Annotated in this window: 23 protein-coding genes and 1 CRISPR repeat array; of the genes, 10 read left to right on the top strand and 13 right to left on the bottom strand. The window is 42.1% G+C overall.

The genetic code is table 11. From position 1 onward, the window contains the following. Positions 1-134 precede the first annotated feature (134 nt). From ACR5KR_RS03890 to ACR5KR_RS03830, 13 genes are all read right to left on the bottom strand, one after another. Positions 135-2,372 (bottom strand): TOMM precursor leader peptide-binding protein, encoded by a 2,238-nt coding sequence (locus ACR5KR_RS03890; RefSeq protein WP_448265522.1) that lies wholly within the window; start codon positions 2,370-2,372, stop codon positions 135-137. 392 nt (positions 2,373-2,764) lie between these two features. Continuing rightward, the gene (locus ACR5KR_RS03885; RefSeq protein ID WP_445627685.1) at positions 2,765-3,055 is read right to left on the bottom strand and encodes a Nif11 family protein; all 291 of its coding nucleotides are present in this window, start codon (positions 3,053-3,055) and stop codon (positions 2,765-2,767) included. A gap of 66 nt (positions 3,056-3,121) precedes the next feature. Then, positions 3,122-3,400, bottom strand: a complete 279-nt coding sequence (locus ACR5KR_RS03880) for a Nif11 family protein (protein ID WP_445627686.1) — start codon at positions 3,398-3,400, stop codon at positions 3,122-3,124. A 140-nt stretch (positions 3,401-3,540) separates the two neighbouring features. Further along, a complete protein-coding gene (locus ACR5KR_RS03875) occupies positions 3,541-3,822 on the bottom strand; it encodes a Nif11 family protein (protein WP_445627687.1) in 282 nt (93 codons plus the stop codon). A 72-nt stretch (positions 3,823-3,894) separates the two neighbouring features. Continuing rightward, positions 3,895-4,611: a hypothetical protein gene (locus ACR5KR_RS03870; protein WP_448265521.1), complete on the bottom strand. Its 717-nt coding sequence runs from the start codon at positions 4,609-4,611 to the stop codon at positions 3,895-3,897. Further along, positions 4,608-4,985 carry a hypothetical protein gene (locus tag ACR5KR_RS03865; protein WP_448265520.1) on the bottom strand — a complete coding sequence of 126 codons (378 nt, stop codon included), beginning with the start codon at positions 4,983-4,985 and terminating at the stop codon, positions 4,608-4,610. The genes ACR5KR_RS03870 and ACR5KR_RS03865 overlap by 4 nt, the downstream gene beginning before the upstream one ends. Before the next feature lie 63 nt (positions 4,986-5,048). Next, entirely contained in the window at positions 5,049-5,324 is a 276-nt protein-coding gene (locus ACR5KR_RS03860) for a Nif11 family protein (RefSeq protein ID WP_448265519.1), read from the bottom strand. 493 nt (positions 5,325-5,817) lie between these two features. Beyond that, complete coding sequence (locus ACR5KR_RS03855) at positions 5,818-6,096, bottom strand: Nif11 family protein (RefSeq protein WP_448265518.1); 279 nt, start codon at positions 6,094-6,096, stop codon at positions 5,818-5,820. Between the two features lie 71 nt (positions 6,097-6,167). Beyond that, a complete protein-coding gene (locus ACR5KR_RS03850; RefSeq protein ID WP_448265517.1) occupies positions 6,168-6,782 on the bottom strand; it encodes a hypothetical protein in 615 nt (204 codons plus the stop codon). Between the two features lie 98 nt (positions 6,783-6,880). After that, the gene (locus ACR5KR_RS03845; protein WP_448265516.1) at positions 6,881-7,258 is read right to left on the bottom strand and encodes a hypothetical protein; all 378 of its coding nucleotides are present in this window, start codon (positions 7,256-7,258) and stop codon (positions 6,881-6,883) included. Between the two features lie 42 nt (positions 7,259-7,300). Continuing rightward, entirely contained in the window at positions 7,301-9,538 is a 2,238-nt protein-coding gene (locus ACR5KR_RS03840; RefSeq protein WP_448265515.1) for an NHLP family bacteriocin export ABC transporter peptidase/permease/ATPase subunit, read from the bottom strand. A gap of 30 nt (positions 9,539-9,568) precedes the next feature. Beyond that, positions 9,569-11,020, bottom strand: a complete 1,452-nt coding sequence (locus ACR5KR_RS03835; protein WP_448265514.1) for an NHLP bacteriocin system secretion protein — start codon at positions 11,018-11,020, stop codon at positions 9,569-9,571. A 14-nt stretch (positions 11,021-11,034) separates the two neighbouring features. Next, positions 11,035-12,060, bottom strand: a complete 1,026-nt coding sequence (locus ACR5KR_RS03830; protein ID WP_448265513.1) for a cyclic nucleotide-binding domain-containing protein — start codon at positions 12,058-12,060, stop codon at positions 11,035-11,037. Between the two features lie 394 nt (positions 12,061-12,454). On the opposite strand from ACR5KR_RS03830, the gene ACR5KR_RS03825 reads away from it, so the two are divergent. From ACR5KR_RS03825 to ACR5KR_RS03780, 10 genes are all read left to right on the top strand, one after another. Continuing rightward, a complete protein-coding gene (locus ACR5KR_RS03825) occupies positions 12,455-12,784 on the top strand; it encodes an Ig-like domain-containing protein (protein ID WP_448270082.1) in 330 nt (109 codons plus the stop codon). A 165-nt stretch (positions 12,785-12,949) separates the two neighbouring features. Further along, a complete protein-coding gene (cas6, locus tag ACR5KR_RS03820) occupies positions 12,950-14,122 on the top strand; it encodes a CRISPR-associated endoribonuclease Cas6 (protein ID WP_448265512.1) in 1,173 nt (390 codons plus the stop codon). A gap of 231 nt (positions 14,123-14,353) precedes the next feature. Further along, positions 14,354-15,996: a CRISPR direct-repeat array (repeat unit 37 nt; unit sequence GTTTCCACAGACCATTACCCCGCGAGGGGACTGAAAC). Positions 15,997-16,174: 178 nt separating this feature from the next. Continuing rightward, the gene (locus ACR5KR_RS03815; protein ID WP_448265511.1) at positions 16,175-16,393 is read left to right on the top strand and encodes a hypothetical protein; all 219 of its coding nucleotides are present in this window, start codon (positions 16,175-16,177) and stop codon (positions 16,391-16,393) included. Positions 16,394-16,481: 88 nt separating this feature from the next. Continuing rightward, positions 16,482-17,252: a helix-turn-helix domain-containing protein gene (locus ACR5KR_RS03810; protein ID WP_448265510.1), complete on the top strand. Its 771-nt coding sequence runs from the start codon at positions 16,482-16,484 to the stop codon at positions 17,250-17,252. 326 nt (positions 17,253-17,578) lie between these two features. Further along, positions 17,579-17,935, top strand: a complete 357-nt coding sequence (locus ACR5KR_RS03805) for a beta/gamma crystallin-related protein (protein ID WP_448265509.1) — start codon at positions 17,579-17,581, stop codon at positions 17,933-17,935. Positions 17,936-18,152: 217 nt separating this feature from the next. After that, positions 18,153-18,530, top strand: a complete 378-nt coding sequence (locus tag ACR5KR_RS03800; protein WP_448265508.1) for a hypothetical protein — start codon at positions 18,153-18,155, stop codon at positions 18,528-18,530. A 205-nt stretch (positions 18,531-18,735) separates the two neighbouring features. Further along, complete coding sequence (locus ACR5KR_RS03795; RefSeq protein WP_448265507.1) at positions 18,736-20,952, top strand: peptidase domain-containing ABC transporter; 2,217 nt, start codon at positions 18,736-18,738, stop codon at positions 20,950-20,952. A gap of 459 nt (positions 20,953-21,411) precedes the next feature. Continuing rightward, a complete protein-coding gene (locus ACR5KR_RS03790; RefSeq protein ID WP_448265506.1) occupies positions 21,412-22,794 on the top strand; it encodes an HlyD family secretion protein in 1,383 nt (460 codons plus the stop codon). Positions 22,795-22,995: 201 nt separating this feature from the next. After that, positions 22,996-23,277 carry a hypothetical protein gene (locus ACR5KR_RS03785; protein ID WP_448270431.1) on the top strand — a complete coding sequence of 94 codons (282 nt, stop codon included), beginning with the start codon at positions 22,996-22,998 and terminating at the stop codon, positions 23,275-23,277. Then, positions 23,232-25,820: a CHAT domain-containing protein gene (locus ACR5KR_RS03780; protein ID WP_448265505.1), complete on the top strand. Its 2,589-nt coding sequence runs from the start codon at positions 23,232-23,234 to the stop codon at positions 25,818-25,820. The genes ACR5KR_RS03785 and ACR5KR_RS03780 overlap by 46 nt, the downstream gene beginning before the upstream one ends. Positions 25,821-25,834: the final 14 nt, after the last annotated feature.

Genomic DNA, 25,834 nt, shown 5'->3' with positions numbered 1-25,834 from the left:
ACCTAAAGGTAGAGGAAGTGTAAAATTAATTCTATAGCAATCCTAGATGAGTTACAAACATCTCTCCCTTGTCTCCCTAGTCTTCCTTGTCTTCCTTGTCCCCTTTGTTCGGATATCAAATAGGATTGCTATAGTTAGATAAACATTGGTATCGGGTTAAGTTCTTCTTCTTTTAAAGGTGCTGATAACCAACCTAACTTAACTGGAACATCGTAAAGGCGACCTGGAGCAAACCTAGTCCAAAAGTGGCGCAATCCAGGGATAATAACTTTGACTACGTTCAAGCCGATATCGGGGCGAGTTTGGTCTAGAACTAGCATTTCTAGACCTAATTTTTTGACAATTTCTCCGCAGATTTCTATATCTTCGCGCAAATCGCACTTGCTACCCAAATAATTATAGTCTGCATAAACTTTAGCAGGAGTGCGATCGCAAGGTACTAGATAAGGCTGATTTTCGACAGTAGCATTAGCATACCAGTAGGCCATATCAAGATTTTTAGAATCGAACTCAATTTCATTATCCGAATCGTAAGTCAAACTTTGATTTACTTCTGTTACTGCCCGTAAAATAGCAATAGTCGGATCGAAATGCGTTCCAAATCCGATTAAAATATTTTCTTTCTCTCCCTGAGTGTGGCGAGAAATTGCAGCAAAGCTGGGAATATTTAAATCGCTGGTGATATCCAGCACCCACAATTGGCGGTTGAATTTTGTTTGGTAATAATCTTGCAAGTTGAGCAAATAAGGTTCGTTGAAACTCGCTAAATCAACTTGCGGTCTTTTTACGCGGTTATACCACCACAGTGCCACGCTATCCCGTTCAACTAATTCCATAAACCCTTGCAGAATAGCTTCTTCGAGAGTATTACCTGCTGCATTCCCGTTGGAATCTCCAAGGCAGAATTTATGTCCTTCGGGTAGCGAATAATCAAAATAGCAGAAAGCGGTAGGTAAATATTTTTGCGTTTGGTTAGTCAGCGACCAAACTTGTGTCCACTCAATCTCTTGAGTTAAATCGTAAGGGTCAGGAACCTGTGCAAAACTTCCGTGCTGAGGGTTCCATTCGTGACGATTTTGATATTGTTTATCGCTATATAAAAGACATTTATGAGGGTGAATGGCTGCATCTCCAAGTTGAGCAAAAGTAGCTTTGATGCGATATTCCTCACCTGTAAAAATTCCCGAATAGCGTTCTAGAGCTTCACAAAGTGCGCTAGCTTTAGATTGGCTATCTGTCTTGCCTTTACCCGCACTCATAGAATAATCTAAACTCTTTCGCAGGCGATCGTAATTATCGAGATTCTCAGCACTTTTGTAAGTTGCAACGTAAGTATGAATTACATTTTCTGCTGTATTTAGTTTCACCAATTCTTTAACAATACCTGTTACCAAACTAACTTGATTGCTGTATTTCTCTACAGTTTGTTCTGGTCTAACTGTACGGTGTCCCCCATCATCAGTAAAATTTTTCGGACGACTTTGCAACTCAATTGGCTGTAATTGTTGCTTTTGCCAAAACTCTGGATTGCCGCAAACAGAACATTGAGGACGTTTAATTAAAGTGTGGTTTTGAGTTGATAAAGTTTCTGCATCAAAAGTGATTATTTTACCTTCTAGCTGTGGGCTTTTTTGCAGTACGATCCATTTAGCAACTTCTTGAGCAGCAAGATTTAAACTTATTTGCCAGCTAGAAGGGAGTAAAGCAGTTGAAGTAATTAGAGAAGTATCAATACTTTTTTGCTGTTTAATAGAAGTTTCTACGGAGAAATTTCTCTGCAATCTATGAGCGAGACATTGCCAACAAGCTGTTTGTCCTGGAATCAAAATTGGCCCAATCCACGAAAACATTCCTATAGGCTTAATTAGCAACCAAGGTTTTTGGCTTTGGCGATTAAATTCTACTAATTCTGGTTGCAAATAATCGTCAGTTAAAACAACAGTAAAGTCTGCTTCATTACTGATATTAATATGCAGACTTTTTAAAGCTTCGATAAATGGTGCTGATTGAATATTGCCGAAAGTTTGCACGGCAACGCGAGTAGTTTGCAATCTGCTGAGAGCAGTTTCACTATCAACCCCTAAGTAACTCCAAAAAGCTTGAACAGCATCAGGAAGGCGATCGCTTGCTTCAGTAATGTAACCTTTATCCGCTAATTTAGTTAAGATGCGATCGATCTGTGCGCGGTTGGTTGTCCATTTCAGTCTATTAGTAATTTGCTCTACAGTGTAGTTGCCATCAAGCAAAGGTGCTAAGAGTACATAAAGATTACCTGTTAAAGCAAAGCTTTGGCGCTCGCTTAATAGGTAAACTTTTTTAGGCTGGACAATTTCAACTCGAAATTCTGGTTTAAATCTAGGTTTATTAAGCATCGGGTTTTAATTAGGTATTTTAGAGGATGTTTGTCAAGTAGCTTCATTAGACTTCTTACAGAAGTCGGTAAAAGGGAAAGGGGGAAAGGGGGAAAGGTATGTTATTTTCGCTTTCCCCTTTAACATGCATCCCTTTTCCCACCTCTTGCAAAAGTGTTTTTTGCAAGAGGTCTATTAGATCGATATCCACTCTATCCCCACTTCAAGAAGGGGTAATATTCTTCTTAAATTCCGCCTTGATAAGGGGATGCAAGGGAAGCGAGAAACTTTTGATATATACAAAACTAGCTTTTAAAACATCCTCAACAGTTTATTGAGCCGCCACAGAAAAACAGGAATTTCGTCCTATTTTTATCCCTCCCGCCACTCGTTCCAATGTGACGATGCTTCGCCTATCTATATCCACTACAACATACAACACAACCAGATGACCTTCTCCCTCCCGCCACCTGTTCCAATACCTCATCATCAAGTTCCCCTTCTGCTTGGGCCGTAACTTCTTGATACTTTTGGATAGCTTCGGCGGCGGTAAATTCATATCCATGCTTTGCCCCAAGCAATACAAAGGCATTAGCTGCTTCTTCAATCTGCTCTTTGCCTTCTAAAACGCTAGTTGTTTCTTGTTGCAAAGCCGTATCGCTATTGATTTTGCCTAAAAATTCTGTACAAGCTGCTAGACTCATTGGTTCTCTCCCTCTAGAAAGATGATTTTTATTGCCACTTATTGTATGCGATTAATGATGTTTCGGCTATGTACTATAAACAGAACCAGATACCCTTCTCCCTCCCGCCACCTGTTCTAATACCTCGTCATCAAGTTCCCCTTCTGCTTGGGCCATAACTTCTTGATACTTTTGGATAGCTTCTGCGGTTGTAAATTCATATCCATACTTTGCCCCAAGCAAGACAAAGGCATTAGCTGCTTCTTCAATCTCCTCTTTGCCTTCTAAGACGCTAGTTGTTTCTTGTTGCAAAGTAGTATCGCTATTGATTTTGTCTAAAAATTCTGTACAAGCTGCTAGACTCATTGGTTCTTTGCCTACTAGTAAATACTAAAAAAAGTGTTGCACAGGGTTTCTGGAGAAGTTTATCAGACCGCCGCCGGAAAATAAGAATTTCGTCCTATTCTTCTCCTGCCGCCACCTGTGCCAATGTGGCGATGCTTCAGCTATGCAGAGTTATAACAACCACGAACCCTCAATCTCCCTCCTGCCACCTGTTCTAATACCTCGTCATCAAGTTCCCCTTCTGCTTGGGTTATAACTTCTTGATACTTTTGGATAGCTTCTGGAGCAGTAAATTCATATCCATGCTTTGCTCCCAGCAAGACAAAGGCATTAGCTGCTTCTTCAATGTCCTTTTTGCCTTCTAAGACGGTAGTTGTTTCTTGTTGCAAAGCGGCATCGCTATTGATTTTGTCTAAAAATTCTGTACAAGCTGCTAGACTCATTGGATCTCTCCCTCTAGAAGGATGATTTTTTTCGCTCCTCATTATATTAAGTTTTTTATTTTGCAGCTATTTTTAGGTTCGCGGTACAAGAATATTTAAATAAGAACAAGTGAGATAAGCTTTGGCTTCAAAGGGTAGTCTGGGCTGATAGACCATTTTAATTTGACCGAAATTTCTCTCCATGACGTTGAGCAGTCGATTTTCTTGGAGCGCCGCAGCATTCTCTATTATCTGGTGGAAACTTGGCGAACTTCCTTTGATTTGTGTATAACCAGGCCACTTTCGTAATGCTTCCCGTTTTTCTGGGCTACATAACTGATGTTTGACGAGGATTTCTAAAAATTCCTGCCAAGGCGGAGCGTCTTTGGTAGCGCAGGAATAAAAATACTTTAATCCAATTCTCTGATATACTTGTTCGTCTACATCAAAAGTTAGTGTGAAAGGGCTAAAATTAACAGGAGCGATCGCCATCATTTGAGCTAAACGGTCTGATTCTCCTTGCCAACCAATCTTTTCTAAATATGGAATGGTTTGTTCTTTTGTAAATCCTGATAACTGAAGTCTGGTAGTTTGCACGGGACGAGCAAACATCATGCCAACCATATTAATGTCAGTATTGGCAGGCATCAAATCGAAGCATTGTTCGAGTTTTCGCTCGACAGCAGGGGGTATATTTTCTTGTTTCACTAATCCCCAAACTTGAGTCAGAATTTCTTTAGCATTATCCAGCGTTTTCAGCGTTACCTGTTCAGTGATGTTGCCGCTTGTATCCTGAAATTCTTGAGTCAATTCTTTGTATAAGCCAAAAAAAAACTAGGAATAGGCGGATCTGTTAAAACGTCCTCAAGATCGAACTCTAGACCAGCTATTGAAATATCGTGTAATGGAGAAGCCGGATCTAACCACTGTTGGTAGAAGTTTTGAATGCGTTGCCAAAGCGGGTGTTTAAAAATGTCTGTGCGAACAGGTAATTTCTGTTGCATATATGTAGAAAAATCTACTTGAGGATTATCATCCACTAAACGGCACTCTAAAATAAATTTAGAAAATTGCGGTAACTTGGAAACTAACTGTTCAATTTTTTGCCAAGCTTCTGAAGAAATTAGTTCTTCAGAGGTGTATTGTTTAACTAAATCTAGTTCGCTTTGTTGGCATAAATTCATATTAACAATTTCCTTCACTAGCTTTTTTGGGTAAAAATTATTGGCAAGTAATACCAATAAAACTTATGCAAGACTTACACCATAATTCCTTCTCCCTCCTGCCACCTGTTCCAATACCTCATCATCAAGTTCCCCTTCTCCTTGGGCTATAACTTCTTGATACTTTTGGATAGCTTCGGCGGCTGTAAATTCATATCCATGCTTTGCCCCAAGCAATACAAAGGCATTAGCTGCTTCTTCAATCTGCTCTTTGTCTTCTAAGGCGGTAGTTGCTTCTTGTTGCAAAGCGGCATCGCTATTGATTTTGCCTAAAAATTCTGTACAAACTGCTAGACTCACTGCATCTCTCCCTCTGGATAGGTGATTTTTATCGCTTCTTATTATATGTAGCTTTTCCTTTTGACGCTACTTCTAGGTTCGAGATGCAAAAATATTTAAACAGGAACAAGCATATTTTCAGGTTTTGCGAGTGTTATTAGGCTTTAGGAACACTTATAAGTAAGTGGACACAATTATTTAGAAGACGCATTTCGACTGCGCTCAATGCTCGATCCTTGAGAAGACGAGGGTTGAGTTTCGACTTCGCTCAACTTCCGCGAAGTCGAAACCCGGCAACCTCAAGTTAGGTTTAATTTAGTCCTTCTACTTATTTAGTTAATAAAAAATCTGAAATCCTGACTTTATAACAGTTTGGCAACAGTTCCAACAGATGCGTTCAAAAGTGCAAGAGAAAAAGAAACCAACAAGTAAAAAGTTTCATTGGAGAAACAAGTTAATCGTTGGTTTTTCTGCTGCTTCGCTGCCTAAGTAGCAAATACTAAAAGAAGACTATTTATAGTCCCTCATTCCATCTTCGCAAGCGTACCCCGCCTGCCACCTGTTCCAATGCGCGATCGTCAAGTTCCCCTTCTCCTTGGGCAGTAATTTCTTGATACTTTTGGGTAGCTTCGGCGGCTGTAAATTCATATCCATGCTTTGCTCCTAGCGAGACAAAAGCGTTAGCTGCTTCTTCAACTCCCGCTTTATCTTCTAAGGCTGTAATTGCTTCTTGTTGCAAAGCAGCATCGCTATTGATTTTGTCTAAAAATTCTGTACAAGCTGTTAGACTCATTTTACCTTTCCCTCAAGAAAGTGATTTTTATCGCTCCCATTATAGTTACCTTTCTCATTTTTCAGATATTTCTAGGTTCGAGGTACAAAAATATTTAAACAAGAACAACGGAGATAAGCTTTGGCTTCAAAGGGTAGCCCAGGCTGATAGACCATTTTAATTTGACCGAAATTTCTCTCCATGACGTTCAGCAGCCGATTTTCTCGAAATGCCGCAGCATTCTCTATTATGTCAACCCAAGTTGGCGAACTTCCTTTGATTTGTGTATAACCAGGCCACTTTTGCAATGCTTCCCGTTTTTCTGGACTGCATAACTGATTTCTCATTAAGATTTCTAAAAATTCTTGCCAAGGCGGAGCGTCTTTGGCAGTGCAGGAAGAAACATACTTTAACCCAATTCTCGGATATACTTGCTCGTCTACATCAAAAGTCAGTATGAAAGGGCTAAAATTAGCAGGAGCGATCGCCATCATTTGAGCTAAACGGTCTGATTCCCCTTGCCAACCAATCTTTTCTAAATATGGAATGGTTTGTTCTTTGGTAAATCCTGCTAACTGGAGTCTGGTAGTTTGCACGGGACGAGCAAACATCATACCAACTATATTAATGTCAGTATTGGCAGGCATCAAATCGAAGCATTGTTCGAGTTTTCGCTCGACAGCAGGGGATATATTTTCTTGTTTCATTAATCCCCAAACTTGAGTCAGAATTTCTTTAGCATTATCCAGCGTTTTCAGCTTTACCTGTTCAGTTATGTTGCCGCTTGTATCCTGAAATTCTTGGGTTAATTCTTTGTATAAGGTAAAAAAAAACTAGGAATAGGTGGATCTGGTAAAACGCCCTCAAGGTCAAACTCTGGGCCAGCTATTAGAATATCGTGTAATGGAGAAGTTGGATTTAACCACTGTTCGTAGAAGTTTTGAATGCGTTGCCAAAGTGGGTGGTTAAAAATGTCTGTGCGATCGGGTAATTTCTGTTGCATACACATAGAAAAATCTACTTGAGGATTATCATCCACTAAACGGCACTCTAAAATAAAGGTAGAAAATGGTGGTAACTTGGGAACTAACTGTTGAATTTTTTGCCAAGCTTCTAAAGAAATTAATTCTTCGGAGGTGCATCGTTTAACTAAATCTATATCGCTCTGTTGCCATGAATTCATATTAACAATTGCCTTCAGTAACTTTTTTGGTTTTGGTAATTTTTATTCAGCTTTAATTAATCGAGCATAAGCACCATCAACATCTTTCATTTCTTCGTGAGTACCTCTTTGCACTACTTTCCCTCGTTCTAAAACAATAATCTCATCGCAATCCCGAATTGTACTCAAGCGGTGAGCGATAATAATGCAAGTACAACCTCGCCGTCGAATGTGGCGATCGATAATTTTTTCTGTCTCTGCATCTAAAGCACTGGTTGCTTCATCCATCACTAAAATTGCCGGATTATTAACTAAAGAACGGGCAATTTCTAAGCGTTGACGCTGACCTCCGCTTAAATTAACACCCCCTTGCAATAATTTGCCATCTAAACCCCCAGGAATTGCCATTACTACATCTAAAATTGCGGCATCTTGACAGGCTTTTAGTAATTGGGAATTAGGAATTGTTTCATCCCACAGCGTCAAATTATCTCGTACTGTACCGCCAAATAGAAAAATATCTTGTTCAACCATTGAAAGGGAATTAGCTAACACTGCGCGGGGAATTTGTTGTCGAGTAATGCCATCAAATATAACTTCTCCTTCCCAAGGTTCGTACAGTCCCGTAACAATTTTAGAAAGAGTAGATTTACCAGAACCGCTAGTACCTACAAATGCTACTCTTTGTCCTGGTTTGAGTTGACAGCTAAAGTTTTGAATTAATGGTTCTTCTATCCGACTGTAACCAAAGGTAATGTTTTGCAGTTCGACATATCCTTGCAAACGACAAGGCTCTGAAAATTTAGCATATTCAATTGGAGTTTTATTGCTCTGTGATTCTGAGTTTAAATTTGGATCGATCGCGTTATCTAAAGCATCATCTAACCGCTTCAAATCGCCATCAAGTGCTTGAATTGTACTGCCCAAACCAACTAAACTATTAACTGGTTGCTGTAATCTGGTCATTAAAGTTTGAAAAGCCACTAACATCCCAATACTGATATAGCCATCTATCACTCGCAAACCACCAACAACTAGCAACAGCATGGAAGTTAAAGCTGTTAGTAAAGGTGGTAAAGCTTCCAAAATTAAATCGGTTTGTAGCAATTCTTGTTGTGAGTTAGTAGCTTTAGCATAATATCCTGCCCAGCGACTAAAAAAATCTGATTCTAATGCTGCTGATTTAATGGTTTCAATACTTTCTAAAGCCCCAATTTCTACGCCAGCAATTTTGCCATAATCTACACTTAGGCGCGTATTTGTATCAATTCGTTTTCGCGCTACCCATTGCAAAAACCCAATATTAATTGCTACTGCTACTAAACCGATCGCTGTTAGCATCCAATCGTAAGCTAACATCACCGCCGCATAAAAAACTAACATTACTGCATCTATAGTCGTTCGCGCTAACTGACCGGAAAGTATTTTCGCTACCTTATAATTAAGAGCGGCGCGATTGCTAATTTCTCCCGCAAATCTCTGAGCATAAAAACCAATTGGCAAACGGAGAACGTGCCATAAAAAATTTCCTGTCATACCGATTGACAATCTAATTTGTAAATACCGCAGCTTTCGGGTTTGCAGAATTGTTAATATTGCTTGCAACAATACTGCAAATCCCATTCCTAACACTAAAGGCTTTAACCAATCAAAGCGATTTTCAATCAAGATATTATCAACAAAAACTTGGCTGAGGGAAGCAATAGCTAATTCGGGAATAACTAAAAAAAATCCAGCCAGAATGCAGAAAAAAAGCTCGTAAAACGAGCCTCGCAAGCGATTGTAAAGCGCACTAATAATACTGGGTTTTCTGCCGCCTTTTTTAAATTCTTCCCCTGGCTCCATGAGTAAAACTACGCCTGTATAAGCTTCGTCAAACTCTTGTAGAGTTACGCTACGAGGCCCCGTAGCTGGATCGTTCAACCAAACCCGTTGTTGTCCGAAACCTTCTACTACTAAAAAATGATTGAAGTTCCAGAAAACAATAAAAGGTGGTTTTATTTGTTGCAGCTGATTAAGTCCTTTTTTAAAGCCTTTTGCTTGTAACCCGTAGTTTCTAGCTGCTTTTAAAACGTTTGATGCTTTAGAACCATCGCGGGAAACGCCACAACTAACCCGCAGTTCTGCTAAAGGAACGATGCGACCATAGTAACCTAATACTATTCCCAAAGCTGCCGCACCACATTCTACTGCTTCCATTTGTAATAAAGTTGGCGTTTTAAAGCGAATATTTTGAAATTTGGAAACTTGAGAATTTGTGTTTTCTGAATCTGATTTTTTAAATCTTTTAAAGAAATTCATCGTTAATATATTTGATTAGCAAAATATAAACTATTTGATTCCAGTAAGTTCTCGCAAAATTGGCAGTACAAAAGTAATTGGCGCTCTTTCTTCAACGGTGACTCGAACTGAAGCTGTAGTTCCCGAAGTAATTTTTGAATTTGGCCCTTGAGAAGATGACCATTTATAACCAGTAACAGTGCTACTATCGTTAGTAAGATTAGCAGTTGCTTCGATCGCGCCAGTTTCACCAATCAAACTTCTGACAACTTCTGGATTGCCAATTACCGAAACAGTTCCTTCTTGAGTTACTGGTAGTGGCGAAACGCGAGCAATCTTTCCCACAATTCCCCCAAATCGCTCTCTTTGGACTGTATCGGGAGTAATCAAAATCGACATTCCTGGCTGAATTTGTTTGCCGTCTTTAATCGCAAAATAAGCGATCGCCTTAGCTGACTCCTGAGTGCTACCTATACGCAATATTCCCAATCGAGTTCCAGCTTGAACCACTTGCCCCAATGTTGTATTCAACTCCAAAATACATCCAGCTTGGGGACTTAAGATTTGACTATTATCTTTTATTTGCTGTTCTAATCTAGCAATATCTCGATTAACTGCGGCAATTTCTTTATTCCTTTGATTTGTAGTTTCTAAATTTTCTCGATCTAAGCGTTTACTTTTAGCATTCAGTTCTCCTAACTGAATCTGAACGTCGCTCACAGAACGAATTTGTTCTAAATAAGTGCGCTCAACTTCGCTATTGCGAGCTTCTAGTTGTTTGAGTTGAACTTGAATATCAGCAAGGTTCTGACGTGTTTGCACATACTCTTGTTCGGCTTGCAGCAACGAATCTTTTGATAATCCCCCCGCATCTGCTAAAGTTTGTCGTTGCTTGAGTCTTGTCTGCATCACTGGTACTAAAATTTGAGCATCTCGAAGACGCTGTTCTAAACTTTGACGCTGTTGAGCGATCGCCGTTAGTTCTTTATCTCTGAGTAGCGGTGCAACCGCACTAATATCTTGGAGACGTTGTTGCAAGCTGGTGCGATTGGCAGTAATGATATTTCTTTCTGTTTCTAGCCATTGTTTGGATAAAACCAAGGTATCTTGAGCTTGTCTTTGCAATTGAGCTAACTGTTGACGCGCTAGCTGTAACTGTTTTTGCAAGTCAGCCGGATAAATTGTGGCGAGGAGTTGGTTTTTCTTAACACATTGTCCGCTAGCAACATTTAAAGCTTGAATTTGTCCGGCGATAGATGATTGAAACTCAACTACCTGACGAGGTTGAATAAATATACCTCGACCGTCAACGGTAATGGGAATGCGACCAACTATGCTCCAGATTACGCCGCTAATTGCCAAACCATTCAACGCGATCAACGCCAGCCAATCTTTCGGGCTAACTACTTGCATTAACCGATCTAAGCGTTCCGGTGAGGATAGGCGTTCTAAAGATTCTTGGCGGAAAATGCTCTCTTTTTGATTATTTCGATTAAAAAGCATCTGTTTTGATCTAGTTAGCGGCGGAGTTGATTAATCATCCAGTCGAAACGAGTACCTGCGATCGCTGTTCCTGCCAACATATCTAAATCGAGTTCGTCTTCAACTTCAATATCGGCAGACAACATTTCTACTGTCTCGGATGAGAGCATAGCAGTGCTGCTCCTTGCTAATAAATCTAAACAGCGATTGGCTAAAGTCAAGGCAATAGAACGATAAAAACGACTGGCAAATGCCCGATCTGCTTTTAACTTAGCAGTTAGGGTTTGTCTTGATATCGCTAGAATCCAGGCATTTTCTAGGGCTTTGACAGTTACCGAAGCTGTACCGCCATCAACAAACGACATATCGCCTAAAATCTCGCCTTTAACCCGTTTGGCAATCTCCTTTTCTTGCACTCCATCGTTGTTGTTTATTTGTAAGTAAATGCCGACTAACCCTTCTAATAAAAGATAAACGGCTGGTACTTCTCGATTTTGTTGAATTAGAACAGTATTCAATGCTGCTTTTTCGGCTCTGCCATTAGCTACCATCCAAGAGATATCGCTGTCGTTAAGAACCGCAAATACAACCAGAACTTTCCGTAATGGTTCTCCTTCTCTGATGTTTTGTTTGCCCATCAAATTAGTTAATTTCCGCAACCGTTCTGACAGGTTAATCGATAATAAATGGTAGAAACTAGCTGCAAAATCACGATCGCTTTGCAAACGGTGTTCGATATTGTGTTTGGGTATGGTTAGTAATTGGGCAGTTTCGGTAACTGTGACTGAGTATAAATCTGGGCGATCGTCTAGTAAGGAAGTTTCGCCAATCAGTTCGCCAGCCGATATCTCCATTAATTGCTGCTTGCTGTCATCTGCTTGAGTAGAAGTGGCTGTAAGATTGCCACTTAAACAGAGATAAATGAAAGGAGAAAATTTACCTGCTTTTACTAAAACTGTCCCCGGTTGATAGGTTTCGGCTTGAGCCATTGACTCTATCCACTCGAAATCGCTTGCTTGTAAATTCCGAAAATTATCAAAGCTAGAGAATGTCTGAGTCATATTGATTTGGGCTGTTAGTTAAGAACTCGTTTAGAAACATAATTAATAAAGTTGTACGCTCGGATAAGGCTTAAACGTTGTTAGTTTGAAAAATCATCTATAGCAACAAGTAATTATTTGTCAACAGCAGGGTGTAGGGGGTAGGGTGTGGGGTGTAGTGAAGACGGCATTGGACGGGGCTTGTACCCTTGTACCCCGACCAATGCAATCGTCATAAAAGACGGGGCTTGTATCCCTTCGGTTGTTGGGGCTGCTTTTCCCCTACACCCCACACCCTACACCCCACACCCCGCCCCAACGGGGCTTGGTCAGCAAATAGTATTTGTGTACTATTCATTCAACTCATGTATGCGTTGCCACTTTTGTAGTGTAATTTGTGTCGTTTGGTTGACGAATTACAATTAAAGTCTTCAAAACAGAGTCTAACTTTAAGCTTTCCCTAAGCAATAGCTTTTCTAACACAAAAGCTCCCAAAACGAATCTTCGCGTCAGATTTCTCACCAACATCCCAGCCAATGACAGCGACGCAGACAGCAGCATTGACCCCGCAATCCTAACCATTAAAATCAACCCTAGCAAGGGTGCGATCGCACTCAACCTTGATGGTACAGTTACTTATACCCCCAACCCCACCTTTGTCGGCACAGACACCTTCACCGACACAGACGGCTTAACATCTAACACCGCTACTGTCAACATCACAGTCAACAATATTGCCCCTTGAAGTTCTCTTCCATGAAACTTTATTCTATGCATCTTCATAGAGAATTGGTATCACCGGGGCTGAAACTTTTGAAGCGATCGCTCCCTCACCAGTTCGGAATTAATTTTCCCCCAAAGGGGATGAAATCGCTTAAAATATTGGACATTCTTCAACCTAAATCAAGCGATGCCAAGAGCAGCCACAGTCCCCAAGCGCAAGCCAAAAGCCAAATCAGCGCCCACTTCCTCAGTTGGGACATGGGCAGATGAGACTGAATTGGTAGGCTTGGTGTTCGATTTTGAGGCAACGGCAACGGCTTCTCTGTACTCGCAGTACACAATTGGACTTCATGCGTGGTTTCTCGACCAAGTGCGGCAAGTTGACCCACAGCTATCAGCTTATCTCCATGATGGAGAGTCGGAAAAACCCTTCAATATTTCGGCGCTAGAAGGACAACTGTTACCTAGTGGCAAGCAACTGCAATTAGTGGCCAACCAAATTTACCGTTGGCATATCAACGCTTTGTCTCAAAGAGTGGTATCCTTTCTCAAACAATGGTTAACCAATTTACCAAAGACTATCGACTTAAGAGGAGCATCCTTACAAATAAAGCAGGTGAGCATCGCTCATACTCCGATTACTTACGCACAATTGCTGCGATCGCCAAGCGAACAATCTGTAGTAGATCTCAGTTTTGTTTCACCAACGAGTTTTCGCCGCAAAGGTCATCATTTCCCGCTGCCAGTCCCAGAGAATTTGTTCCACAGTTATCTGCGGCGGTGGAATGACTTTTCCCAGCAGCCAGTAGAACAAGAGATTTTTATCAAATGGATTGATGAAAGCGTTATCATCCACCAGCACCGTTTGGAATCGATGAAGGTGGCTGCTGGCAAGCAAGGGTCAGTCACAGGTTTTACGGGGGCGATTTCCTTGGGTTTGAGCAAACAAGCTTTCACAAATACTGAATTCACCCAGCTATTCTACGCTTTGGTCAGGCTTGCACCATACTGCGGAACAGGTCATAAGACTACCTTTGGCTTGGGACAAACGCGCTCTGGCTGGTTGGCACAACAAAAGTCAGCTATAGCCGAACAGTTGATCGCGGATACGTTAGCTCAAAGGATTGAAGAACTCACAGAAATATTTACTGCACAACGCAAACGCAAGGGCGGCGATCGCACCGATAAGATTGCCGTTACTTGGGCGACTATCCTGGCTCGTCGTGAACATGGGGAGTCATTGCAGGCGATCGCCCAAGACTTGCAAATGAAATCTGAGACGGTCAAAACTTACGTCAAGTTAGCTCGAAAAGCTCTCAAGCAGGGTACAGTTGAGGAAGCTATCGACAATCGTCAGTAATTGTCGTATTATGTCTGTATCAACTTGATGTTTGGCAAGTCGAAGCGGGGTCAATTTCCCTGGGTATCTGCCAAAATCGCCAGAACCTTGACAAGATAATAATTACAGCGTTTCAAGAGTTGAAAAAGTTGCAAATTACTTGCAATAATGACGGCTGAAATCGACTTGATTTTGAGACTCGTCAAAATCCTCTCCAGGATGCTTGCTCTGGTTCAGTTTCAGCACCGAGCAGTTTCCACAGACCATTACCCCGCGAGGGGACTGAAACTGATAAAAAACTTGGAATGCCAAGAATGTATATGAGTTTCCACAGACCATTACCCCGCGAGGGGACTGAAACGCTAAATTGATTGCAGTCATAATTAGATCCTAAAGTTTCCACAGACCATTACCCCGCGAGGGGACTGAAACTATATTGTCTGTTGTTTGTATTGCTGGATTAACTGTGTTTCCACAGACCATTACCCCGCGAGGGGACTGAAACTGTATGTTACCCAATTTAGTTAGTTTGATTGGTAAGGTTTCCACAGACCATTACCCCGCGAGGGGACTGAAACATGAAAGGTTTAGTTGTAAGCCGCAAGTGTGGGTGGGGTTTCCACAGACCATTACCCCGCGAGGGGACTGAAACATCACTTTTCCGCTACTATCAATTGATTGCTCTGCGGGAAGTTTCCACAGACCATTACCCCGCGAGGGGACTGAAACAATCATGGTGGTCGGTAATGATAACCCTCATGCCCAGTTTCCACAGACCATTACCCCGCGAGGGGACTGAAACGTTCTACTGAAATCATCAATATTGTTACTATATGTATGTTTCCACAGACCATTACCCCGCGAGGGGACTGAAACGTTCAACATGGAAAGTTTTTAATTCGGGATCGTGGTTTCCACAGACCATTACCCCGCGAGGGGACTGAAACATATTACGGCAGCAGATACCGGATCAGCATCTACGGTTTCCACAGACCATTACCCCGCGAGGGGACTGAAACTGATAACGTCGTCAGTAGAAATCAGTCCTTAACAAAGTTTCCACAGACCATTACCCCGCGAGGGGACTGAAACTTTTGTTGACGACGTTACGATACGACGTTAAGTACGGTTTCCACAGACCATTACCCCGCGAGGGGACTGAAACTTCGACTATTAATTTAGCTAACCTTGCTATGTCAGAGGTTTCCACAGACCATTACCCCGCGAGGGGACTGAAACTCCCCATGCCTCTTCGAGATACAGTTCTCTTATTGTTTCCACAGACCATTACCCCGCGAGGGGACTGAAACCAACTTACGCAGGCACTACTACTATGGCATCGGGGTTTCCACAGACCATTACCCCGCGAGGGGACTGAAACCCAGAAAAAGCGCATAACCACCTCTGAGATGCCAGGTTTCCACAGACCATTACCCCGCGAGGGGACTGAAACATTGCGATCGCCAATTACAATAGCCAATCCGAATATAGTTTCCACAGACCATTACCCCGCGAGGGGACTGAAACCCTAATTGTTTACAATCACCCGCGCAATGACCCTGGAGTTTCCACAGACCATTACCCCGCGAGGGGACTGAAACCAAGCTTGTGCCTTCTAAGCCAAACTCTATGTTCAAGTTTCCACAGACCATTACCCCGCGAGGGGACTGAAACTCAAAGGCGAAGTTGAAGGCGTTGGTAGTAGTGTAAGTTTCCACAGACCATTACCCCGCGAGGGGACTGAAACACACTTGAACTGCGCTAAACTTCAATCTCATATTGGTTTCCACAGACCATTACCCCGCGAGGGGACTGAAACTCTATTTTTTTATCGTTGATTAAGCTCATTTTTATTCTCGTTTCCACAGACCATTACCCCGCGAGGGGACTGAAACGCCCTATGATTTTAGCGTTACTTGATAATAGAAGTTTCCACAGACCATTCATTACCCCGCGAGGGGACTGAAACGCAATACATCGTGTTCTGCCACCGTTTGGACCGTCATTTGACAGTGCGGCTCAATCACCCTGGAAAATTCCACTTTTGGGTTAGCAAAAACTCACGGATCTCTCTTGAGTACGGTTCCACTATTGAAAACTTCCGACATTGCTTTGCCTCTGTATCTTCAACTTTCTCAAAAGTTCCATCGGCACGTCGCTGCCAACCATCCACAATTACATCATCTTCAGAATTACGAGGTTTTGAGGGATCGCGCCAGTCGTGTTAGATTTGTCCTTCGAGCAGTTAACCGCACAAGACTGGCAACCTTTGCCATTAGTTTTATGAAGTAATTTTACAAAAACTAATGCCTTGCGTAAAACACAGACATAACTCTCTGAGTAATAGCTAGCAACTCAAAATAATAAATTTTGTGGAAGTATGGTTTCTAGCAACGGGATTTTAGAACAAGGCAATTTTCTTCAAGTCACACTGCCGCATATCTGGGATCGTGATATGAGTGATGTCTGCGACGAGCAACTCTTGGAGACGCTACGCGTAGCTTGCTTCCCCGTAGGGGTACGCTTACACCAGCAGCGTTTCTTAGCCTTACAGAGAACCAACAGAGCGTTAGAGTCAAAAGTGCAAGAGCTTTTAGCTGAATTAACAACTGCTAAAGAGCAATTTTGTCGCGATCAAGCTTCCGATCGGCAGACACAAACAGAATTAGAAAAGTCTCTTTCTTTGCTTGAGGCAACTTTAGATTCCACAGAACAATTATTGGAAGCGATCGCTCCTCGACTGGAAAAACACGTCACCTCAAAGCAGTGGATATCAGAACCACAACGGCTCTTTCCTACTTGCCCTCAACTAAAAAAAGTTTTCGATCATATCGAAGCTAATTATCATCAATCGATTGGTTTAAGTGACGTAGCTGTTGCAGTTGGTTATTCCGCAGCTTATTTAACCAATCTAGTGCGACGCAAAACGGGAAAAACAGTAAATGATTGGATCTTTGAACGCCGGATGCTAGCAGCGCGTACTTTGCTTCTGGAAACCAACCAGCCAGTTAATCAGATTGCTTGTGCAATCGGCTATCAGTATGAAGGATATTTCTTTCGTCAATTTCGCCAGTTTCATGGGACTACACCTCAAGTTTGGCGTAATACTCAGCGTTCTCATGTTAGTGTCAATCAATTGCAACATAATTAATAGTTTTAACAACAAAATGTGCATTGTCCCTAAAATTTTTATTTCCTACACTCCTAAATATAGGAATGCAACTTGATTCTTGAAAGCAGACTAAGACTAAAAGCTTTATCCGACAATGCTCATATCTTGGAAACCTTTCAGTAATCAAACCAGATTCCTCTTAATAGAAGGTTACTTTTATAAAAGGTAACTTGTAAAAGGTTGATATGAAGATGCTTTAGCCATCTGATCAGCAATATACAACAGAACAAATGACACTCTATTAAGAGTGAAAAGATGAAAGACGCTCAACAGCATAACAATTGTAACTTGCAAGGATAAAGAAGATGAAAGAAGTTCAGAATGAACAACTGTTTCAGGAACTCGACAATGAGGTTGCTGCTACCTGTAGGGGAGGTAGTGTATATTTATACGAGAATGATTTCCTTAATGGAGGAAACGGAAAGCGAGGAGGGCGAGTGCTAAAGTTTTCTAAAGGTACTGACGACCTACGCATTTACAATTTCAACGACCAAACCTCATCTATTTATATTGATAAGAATGAATCATGGGTGTTTTATCAAGATATAAACAAAGGAGGTCATGCTGTAACACTTGTCGGACCGATAAGTAGTTATTTAGACGACTTACAACGAATAGGGATTCAAAACGACTGGATTAGTTCTCTCAAACGAATCAAATAGTTCTCTCAGACGCAGGAATATAGCCGCGTCCAGACGCAGCAGTCCTAAATCATTTGTGAAATTTTTTTGGAGTTGGCTGTCATTAGTCATTTGTCCTTTGTAATTGCAAATAACAAAGGACAAGTGACCAAGGACGACTATAACAGAAATTTTCACAACTCAAATAGGATTGCTATAATTCCCCATCAACATCAATCTGAAATAAAGGAAAGTGGCAATGTTAAACACCAAAGAACATTTCAATCAACTTGATGCAATTGCGGTAACAGAACTTGATAATGAGACTGCTGCTGCAATTGGGGGCGGTGCGGGATTGGAAGTCTTCAGAGACATTGATGGTAAAGATCGCATAGGCAGTTTCAACGTTGGCACTCCTCAGGTGAAAGCAAACGACCAGATTAGCTCGGCTAAAATTAATGATGGAGGTACATGGAGATTTTACGAGGACGCTAATTACAAGGGTCGTTACACAGATCGGTCTGCGCCTAGGGGGGTAGTCATCAACTTTACTGGCCTAGAAATGATTGGCCCAAATAACTTTTGGAATGACAGAATCTCCTCTCTCAAGAAAATCTCTAACGAACCTATAGGGTAATCTCACAAAGTAACTGGAAGTTGGAGCTCTTAGTTTCCAGTCCCTCTAGAGGATAACTCTGGGCTAAGCACTTACTTTTGCTGAACATATAAGCTCTGAACTGGTAGGGGCGAGACATGTTTCGTCCCTATTTTTTGCTTGCTTGTAATAGAAAAATTTACACTCTGTCCGAATAGCGAACCATTTATAGGTACAAGTCTTGAAGATGCGATACCAAATTGTACTTCAACACAGTGAAGAAGACTGTGGTGCTGCAAGTCTAGCTACTATTGCCAAACACTACGGACGCACTTTTGCCATTAGTCGAATGCGGGAAGTAGTTGGTACAGGATCGCGGGGAACCAGCCTGCTGGGTTTGAGGCGGGGTGCAGAAACTCTAGGATTTAATACCCGCCAAGTTAAAGCCTCAGAGCAACTGCTTGACCAATTGCATAAAGCCCCTTTACCCGCCATCATTCATTGGAAAGGCTACCACTGGGTCGTTTTATACGGGCAAAAAGGTAAAAAATACGTAATCGCTGACCCTGGTGTAGGCATCCGCTATCTCACCCGCGAGGAGTTGCTCCAAGGGTGGGGCAATGGCATTATGCTGCTGCTAACGCCAGACGACAGCCGCTTTTATCAGCAATCAGATGATAAAATTGGCGGCTTTGGGCGTTATCTGATGCGGGTTTTACCCTATCGCGCTATTCTCATCCAAGCGATCGCAATTAACATCGTCATTGGACTACTTTCGCTTGTCTCTCCTTTGATGATGCAATTGCTTACTGATGACGTACTTGTGCGGGGAGATACCCAACTGCTAACCGTCGTGGCAATTGGAGCGATCGCTATGAGTCTATTTAGCAGCGCGATCGGTTTGGTACAATCTCACCTAATCGGTCACTTTGGTCAACGACTGCAATTAGGACTGATTCTAGAATACGGACGACAACTGTTGCGTTTACCCCTGTCGTACTTTGAAGGACGGCGCAGTGGGGAAGTAGTCAGCCGAATTGCTGATGTGAATCACATCAATGAGCTAGTTTCCCAAATTGTCCTCGGTTTACCCAGCCAATTTTTTATCGCCTTGGTTTCTTTGGGATTCATGCTCTTTTACAGTTGGGGACTGACTTTGGCAACCCTTGCTGCCTTTATGATTGTCACTCTCGTCAACCTGCTTTTTCTCCCAGCTTTGCGCCAGAAAACCCGCAACGCGATCGTCTTAGGTACAGAAAACCAAGGCTTTCTCGTTGAAACTTTTCGCGGTGTCCAAGTGTTAAAAACTACCCAAGCCACTCCCCAAGCTTGGCAAGAGTATCAAGCAAATTATGGTCGGCTTGCTAACTTGGGCTGGAGTACGATGAAACTGGGGCTTTACAGTGGTACAATCACTAATATTTTTTCTACTTGCACGAATATTGCCTTACTGTGGTTAGGCTCATATTTGGTGATTAATCGCACTTTAAGCATTGGTCAGTTGCTAGCGTTTACTGGGATGAGTGGCAACTTTCTCGGCTTTTTGGCTTCAGTTATCGGCTTAGTTGATGAGTTTATCACTGCCCAGATTGTCATCCAACGCTTGACGGAGGTGATTGATGCTACCCCAGAAGACGACAAAGACGAGAAAAAGCCTTGGGCAGAACTGAAGGGCGATATAGGTATTACTTGCACTAACCTTAATTTTCACCATGCAGGTAGAGTTGACTTGCTGCAAAATTTCTCGCTAATTATCCCTGGCGGTCAAGTCATTGGGCTGATTGGTAAATCCGGTTGTGGTAAAAGCACCCTCGCCAAACTGCTTGCTGGTTTATATGTACTCCAATCTGGCAATATCCGCTATGGCATCTACAATCAGCAAGACCTCTCAATGGAATGTCTGCGGCAACAAGTGGTGCTAGTACCTCAAGAACCTCACTTCTGGAGTCGCTCAATTATTGAAAATTTCCGCTTCAGCTATCCTCAAATCGGCTTTGAACAAATTGTGCAAGCTTGCGAGATTGCTGGTGCAGACGAGTTTATTAGTAAACTGCCCGATAAATATCAAACTGTTTTAGGCGAATTTGGCGCGAATCTTTCTGGTGGACAACGACAGAGATTAGCGATCGCTAGAGCTATAGTTACTGATCCGCCGATATTAATTTTAGATGAATCCACTGGCGCTCTCGACCCAGTGAGTGAAGCCAAACTGCTAGATAGACTGCTGTCTCATCGACAGGGCAAAACCACGATTATGATTAGCCATCGCCCCAAAGTCATCGGGCGGGCTGATTGGATTGTACTTCTTGAAGAAGGACGTTTGAAAATCCAAGGCACTCCAGAATCTCTACGCCATCAGCCTGGCGAACACTTAGACTTTTTAGACGGCATTGATCCATTTACAAATGGTTTAGTTCCATTCTCTTCTAACTCTAACGGTAAATTCAACGCAATCAGTAAATAAAATCATTTATGTACTTATGCATTGACAAAAAACATCATCCATGAGTTATAAATAACAACTCATTAGACTTCTTGCAGAAGTCGGTAAAAGGGGAATGGGAAAGGGGGAAAGGTTTTGTATTTTCCCCTTCCCCTTTAACCTTTTCCCTTTTCCCACCTCTTGCAAAAAGCACTTTTGCAAGAGAAGGACAATGGTGCAACCTGGACTACTGTGGTTAGTAAGACCTCTGGCAAGGGCAATGAAAACAAACCCTTACGCTTACGCCGAAATAGAAGTACGCAAAATTACCCTACGCTAATTTTTTGCAGAGGCTTTCATTTTACCAGTATGTAAATTTCCCTAAAAAGAGGCAAAGGGCAGTCAGATAAACTATTAAACCCAATGCCGGAATGTCTATAATTTTGGACTATAAATCTTCTACACATTGTCTGTTTAAGTCAATACGTAAGTTCAATCATCATGGTTAGCTATTCCAACTCAAATTACCTCCCCCCCATTCAAGACAACGAGTTTCTCCCGCCACTTGGTCGTTGGACTACTTGGGGCGGACTAGTTTTTGTCTGTGCTGTGGGGCTAGCTGTTCCGCTCACCTCTGTTATCAAATATAAAGTGACAGTTAAAGGACAAGCTGTTGTCCGCCCTGCTGGTGAATTGCGGCTCGTGCAAGCTGCTACCGAAGGTCAGGTGACGCGGGTCTTTGTTACAGAAAATCAAGTTGTCAAAAAAGGGGATGTGATTGCTACTATTGACAACTCAAAGCTGCAAACCAAAAAGAGCCAACTGCAAAGTAACATTGGGCAAAGTCGTTTACAACTGTTTCAAATTAATGCCCAGATTAACGCCCTTAATAGCCAAGTTTTAGCTGAAACTGAGCGTGTCAACCGGGTTATAGCTGGTGCTGAATCTGAATTAAGCGATCGCAGCCGCAACTATCAAGATAAACTGATTACTACCGCTACTGATGTCCAAGAAGCGGATGCCAATGTCAAAGCTGCCGATGCTGGTCTAAAAGCTGCCCAGTCAAAGCGAAATCGTTATGAGACTGTAGCCAAAGCCGGAGCCTTGTCTCAAGATCAATTTGAGGAAGCACAACTAGCTGTTCGCCAGCAATCACAAGCACTCTTAGCAGCTAAAGCCAAATTGCAAAATGTCCAAACTGCCCTCAATCCCAGTAATGCACAAGTTGCGATCGCTTTTCAACGCATTGCCCAAGAAAAAGCTACGGGTCAAGCCAACATTGCTACTTTAGATAAAGAACGCCTTGCTTTAATCCAGCAACGAATTGAAATCCAAAAACAGCTAGAGAGCGACAAGAGCGAACTCCAACAGGTAAATATCGACCTCAGTCAGACTAAAATTACTGCCACAGCAGACGGAATTATTTCTAAATTAAACCTACGAAACTCTGGTCAAACTGTGCCTGCTGGACAGGAAATTGCCCAAATTGTCCCTGGTGATGTTCCCTTGGAGATTAAGGCAGCAGTAGCACTTCAGGATAAAAATAAGTTGAAACAAGGTCAAAAAATACAAATGCGGGTTTCTGCTTGTCCTTATCCAGATTATGGTACTCTCAAAGGCCAGGTTAAAACGATTTCCCCGGATGCAATCGCACCTCAAGGGAATGCTGCTAATGCCACTGATACTACATCTGCCAGCCAGAAGATGGCTGCTGTTGGTGGGTTCTATGGGGTAACAATTGAGCCAGAAAGCCTTTCTCTAGGTAGGGACAAACACCTGTGTGCGCTGCAATTGGGAATGGAAGGTACAGTTGATATTATTTCTAGAGAAGAGACTGTGATGCAATTCTTTTTGAGGAAAGCGAGGTTGATTGCAGACTTGTGAGCGATCGCATCAGACATCTCCATAAATTAATTATGCGTTACCTGAAACCCTTGTAGAGACGTTGCATTGCAACGTCTCTAAATTCATTTTCGGAAAAGTCTATTGTAACTATTCGTAATTATTTCTCGTAATCCTACTGTGGATTTTCTATCTATCCTGATAAGAGGGTGTAGTTTACTTGCTAGTTATTTAAGGGTTGCAATGTCTAGAATAACGCGATGCAAACCGCTTTGGCGCTGGAAATTCGCGCTGGGAAGTTGGTTGGTGATGGGTAGTGCGATCGGCGAAGCTGTATTGCCGTCAAAAAATTTTATTCCTAAAGGTCTACGTGTTGGGGATGGTAAAAGTTTGCTGCTTGTAGGTGACAACATTAGCATGAATGGTGGCGGATTGTTTGCTTTTGGTGGTCGAGTTGAGTTGGGAGGATTGGCAAAAACATGGCAAGAAAAAAATCTAGATTACGGAAAATCAAACGTTTTGTAAGTGTACTGCTGCTTTTGTCTATCTTCTTAGGCGCTCTTTTATTGTCCCCCACTTTCGCACATATAACTGCGGAAAACTCAATTGTTCAAAGCTTGCCCGATACCCAAAACTTACTTGAACAGGGCAGTAAATTTTATGAAACCGAATGGTTTGCTCAAGCTGTTACTTCTTGGCAACAGGCTATCTCTGCATTACAAGCTAATGGGGACGATCAAAGGCTTGCGATCGCACTGGGTAATCTCTCATTAGCTTATCAGCAATTGGGACAGTGGTCAGAGGCAGAAACTGCGATCGCTCAAAGTCTCAACTTATTACAAACTGCTAAAAATATAGATACCAAAAACTCCTCGCAAATTCTAGCTCAAGTCCTAGATATCAAAGGTCGCCTGCAATTGGCTCAAAGCAAAGCTGAAGATGCTCTGGATACTTGGCGAATATCACTTGACATTTATACCAAAATCGGCGATAAAAGGGCGGTTCTTCAAAATCGGATTAACCAAGCGCAAGCTTTGCAAGCTTTAGGATTTTATCGGCAAGCCGAGAAGACATTAAGGGAAAGTACCCAGATTCTCCAAAGTCAACCCAACTCACCTGTTAAAGTTGCAGCTTTGCATAGTCTTGGCAATGTCGTGCAAGTCACAGGTGATTTAGAAACATCTCGGCAGATATTGCAGCAAAGTTTAGAAATAGCTTCATCGTTGCCAGATCGAGAAGCGATCGCTGATATTCTCCTCAGTCTGGGTAATACAGCCCGTGTTCAGCAAGACACGCAAACAGCTTTAAAATATTATCAACAAACTATCAAAACTACAACCTCACCCACTACACGCATCCAAGCTCAAGCTAATCAACTAAGACTATTGCTGAAAACTGAGCAATTGTCAGCTTTCCAAACATTATCCTCGCAAATTAAAACTCAGCTTCACGACTTACCCCTTAGTCGAACAGCGATTTCTGCCCGCATTAACTTTGGCCAAAGTCTAATGCAATTCCGAAAAAAAACCATCGCAGACACTCCCTCATGGTTGGACATTGCCCAATTACTAGCAACTGCGATTGAGCAAGCAAAAAGTTTGCAAGATAGACGCACCCAATCCTATGCCATTGGTGTTTTAGGGCAAGTGTACGAACAAACTCAACAGTTGTCTGATGCCCAAAACCTCACCCAACAAGCTTTACTCATTGCTCAAGATATCGATGCTAAAGACATTGGCTATCAATGGCAATGGCAACTAGGACGTTTGCTTAAAACTAAGGGAGATATAAAAGGAGCAGTAGCAGCTTACACAGAAGCAGTTGATAATCTCCAAGCCCTCCGCAGTGATTTAGTTGCTGTCAATTCTGCGGTGAAATTTTCCTTTCGAGAAGAAGTTGAACCAGTTTATCGACAATTAGTTGATTTACTTTTGCAATCTCAGGGTAACTCCCAAGTTAGCTCAGAAAATCTTGCCAAAGCCAGCAATACAATCGAATCACTCCAAATAGCAGAACTAGAAAACTTCTTTCGCAACAACTGTTTGAATGCTCAAATCCGTAATCCAAAAAAAGATCCAACAGCAGCAATTATTTATCCATTTATTTTGCCAGACCGACTAGAGGCGATCGTTAAGTTGCCTCAACAGCGTTGGTTGCACTACACTACCCCTGTAGTTGAAAAAGAAGTGGAAACTACTTTAGCGCAACTACAGGAAAATCTACCCAAACCACACACGCTCCGACAAGTTCAATCTTTATCTCAGAAAATTTACAAATGGCTGATTCAACCTGCTGAAGCTGCCTTAGCTGAAACTAAGACTCCTACTTTGGTATTTGTGCTGGATGGTTGGTTGCGAAATATTCCGATGGCAGCTCTCTACGATGGCAAACAGTATCTAGTTGAGAAGTATAACATTGCGCTTACCCCCAGTCTGCAACTGATTGAACCCAAACCATTGGAGAAAAGATTAAAAGCAATAGCCGCAGGATTGAGTGAAGCAAGTTCGGGATTTTCTGCATTACCGAACGTCAAACTTGAATTAGAAGAAATCCGCTCTCAAGTCCCTAGCACTATTCTTCTGAATCAAGAATTTACCAGCAAAACTTTGCAAAATCGGATTAATTCTTTATCTTTCCCTATCGTTCATCTTGCAACTCATGGTCAATTTAGCTCTAAGGCTGAGGAGACATTTATTGTCGCTTGGAATGAGCGTATTTATGTGAAAAAGTTAAATGAGTTAGTGCGAACGCTAGAGCAAAATAGACCCGAAGCGATTGAGTTGCTTATTCTTAGTGCCTGTCAAACAGCAGCCGGGGACGAACAAGCTGCACTAGGAATTGCTGGTGTGGCTTTTCAGGCAGGAGCGCGCAGTACGATCGCTTCTTTATGGAACTTAGATGATGAATCTACTGCTGTGTTGATGAATCAATTTTACCAAGATTTAGGCAACAAAAACCTAACTAAAGCTGAAGTACTCCGTCGCGCCCAGCTCGCTCTTTTGCAAAATCCCAAGTACAAGCGTCCCAGGTTTTGGGCCCCCTATGTTCTTTTAGGTAATTGGCTTTGAGTTACTCTCGCCAC

Source organism: Nostoc sp. DSM 114159, from assembly GCF_053470285.1.
This window is presented reverse-complemented; position numbering and strand designations above follow the sequence as displayed.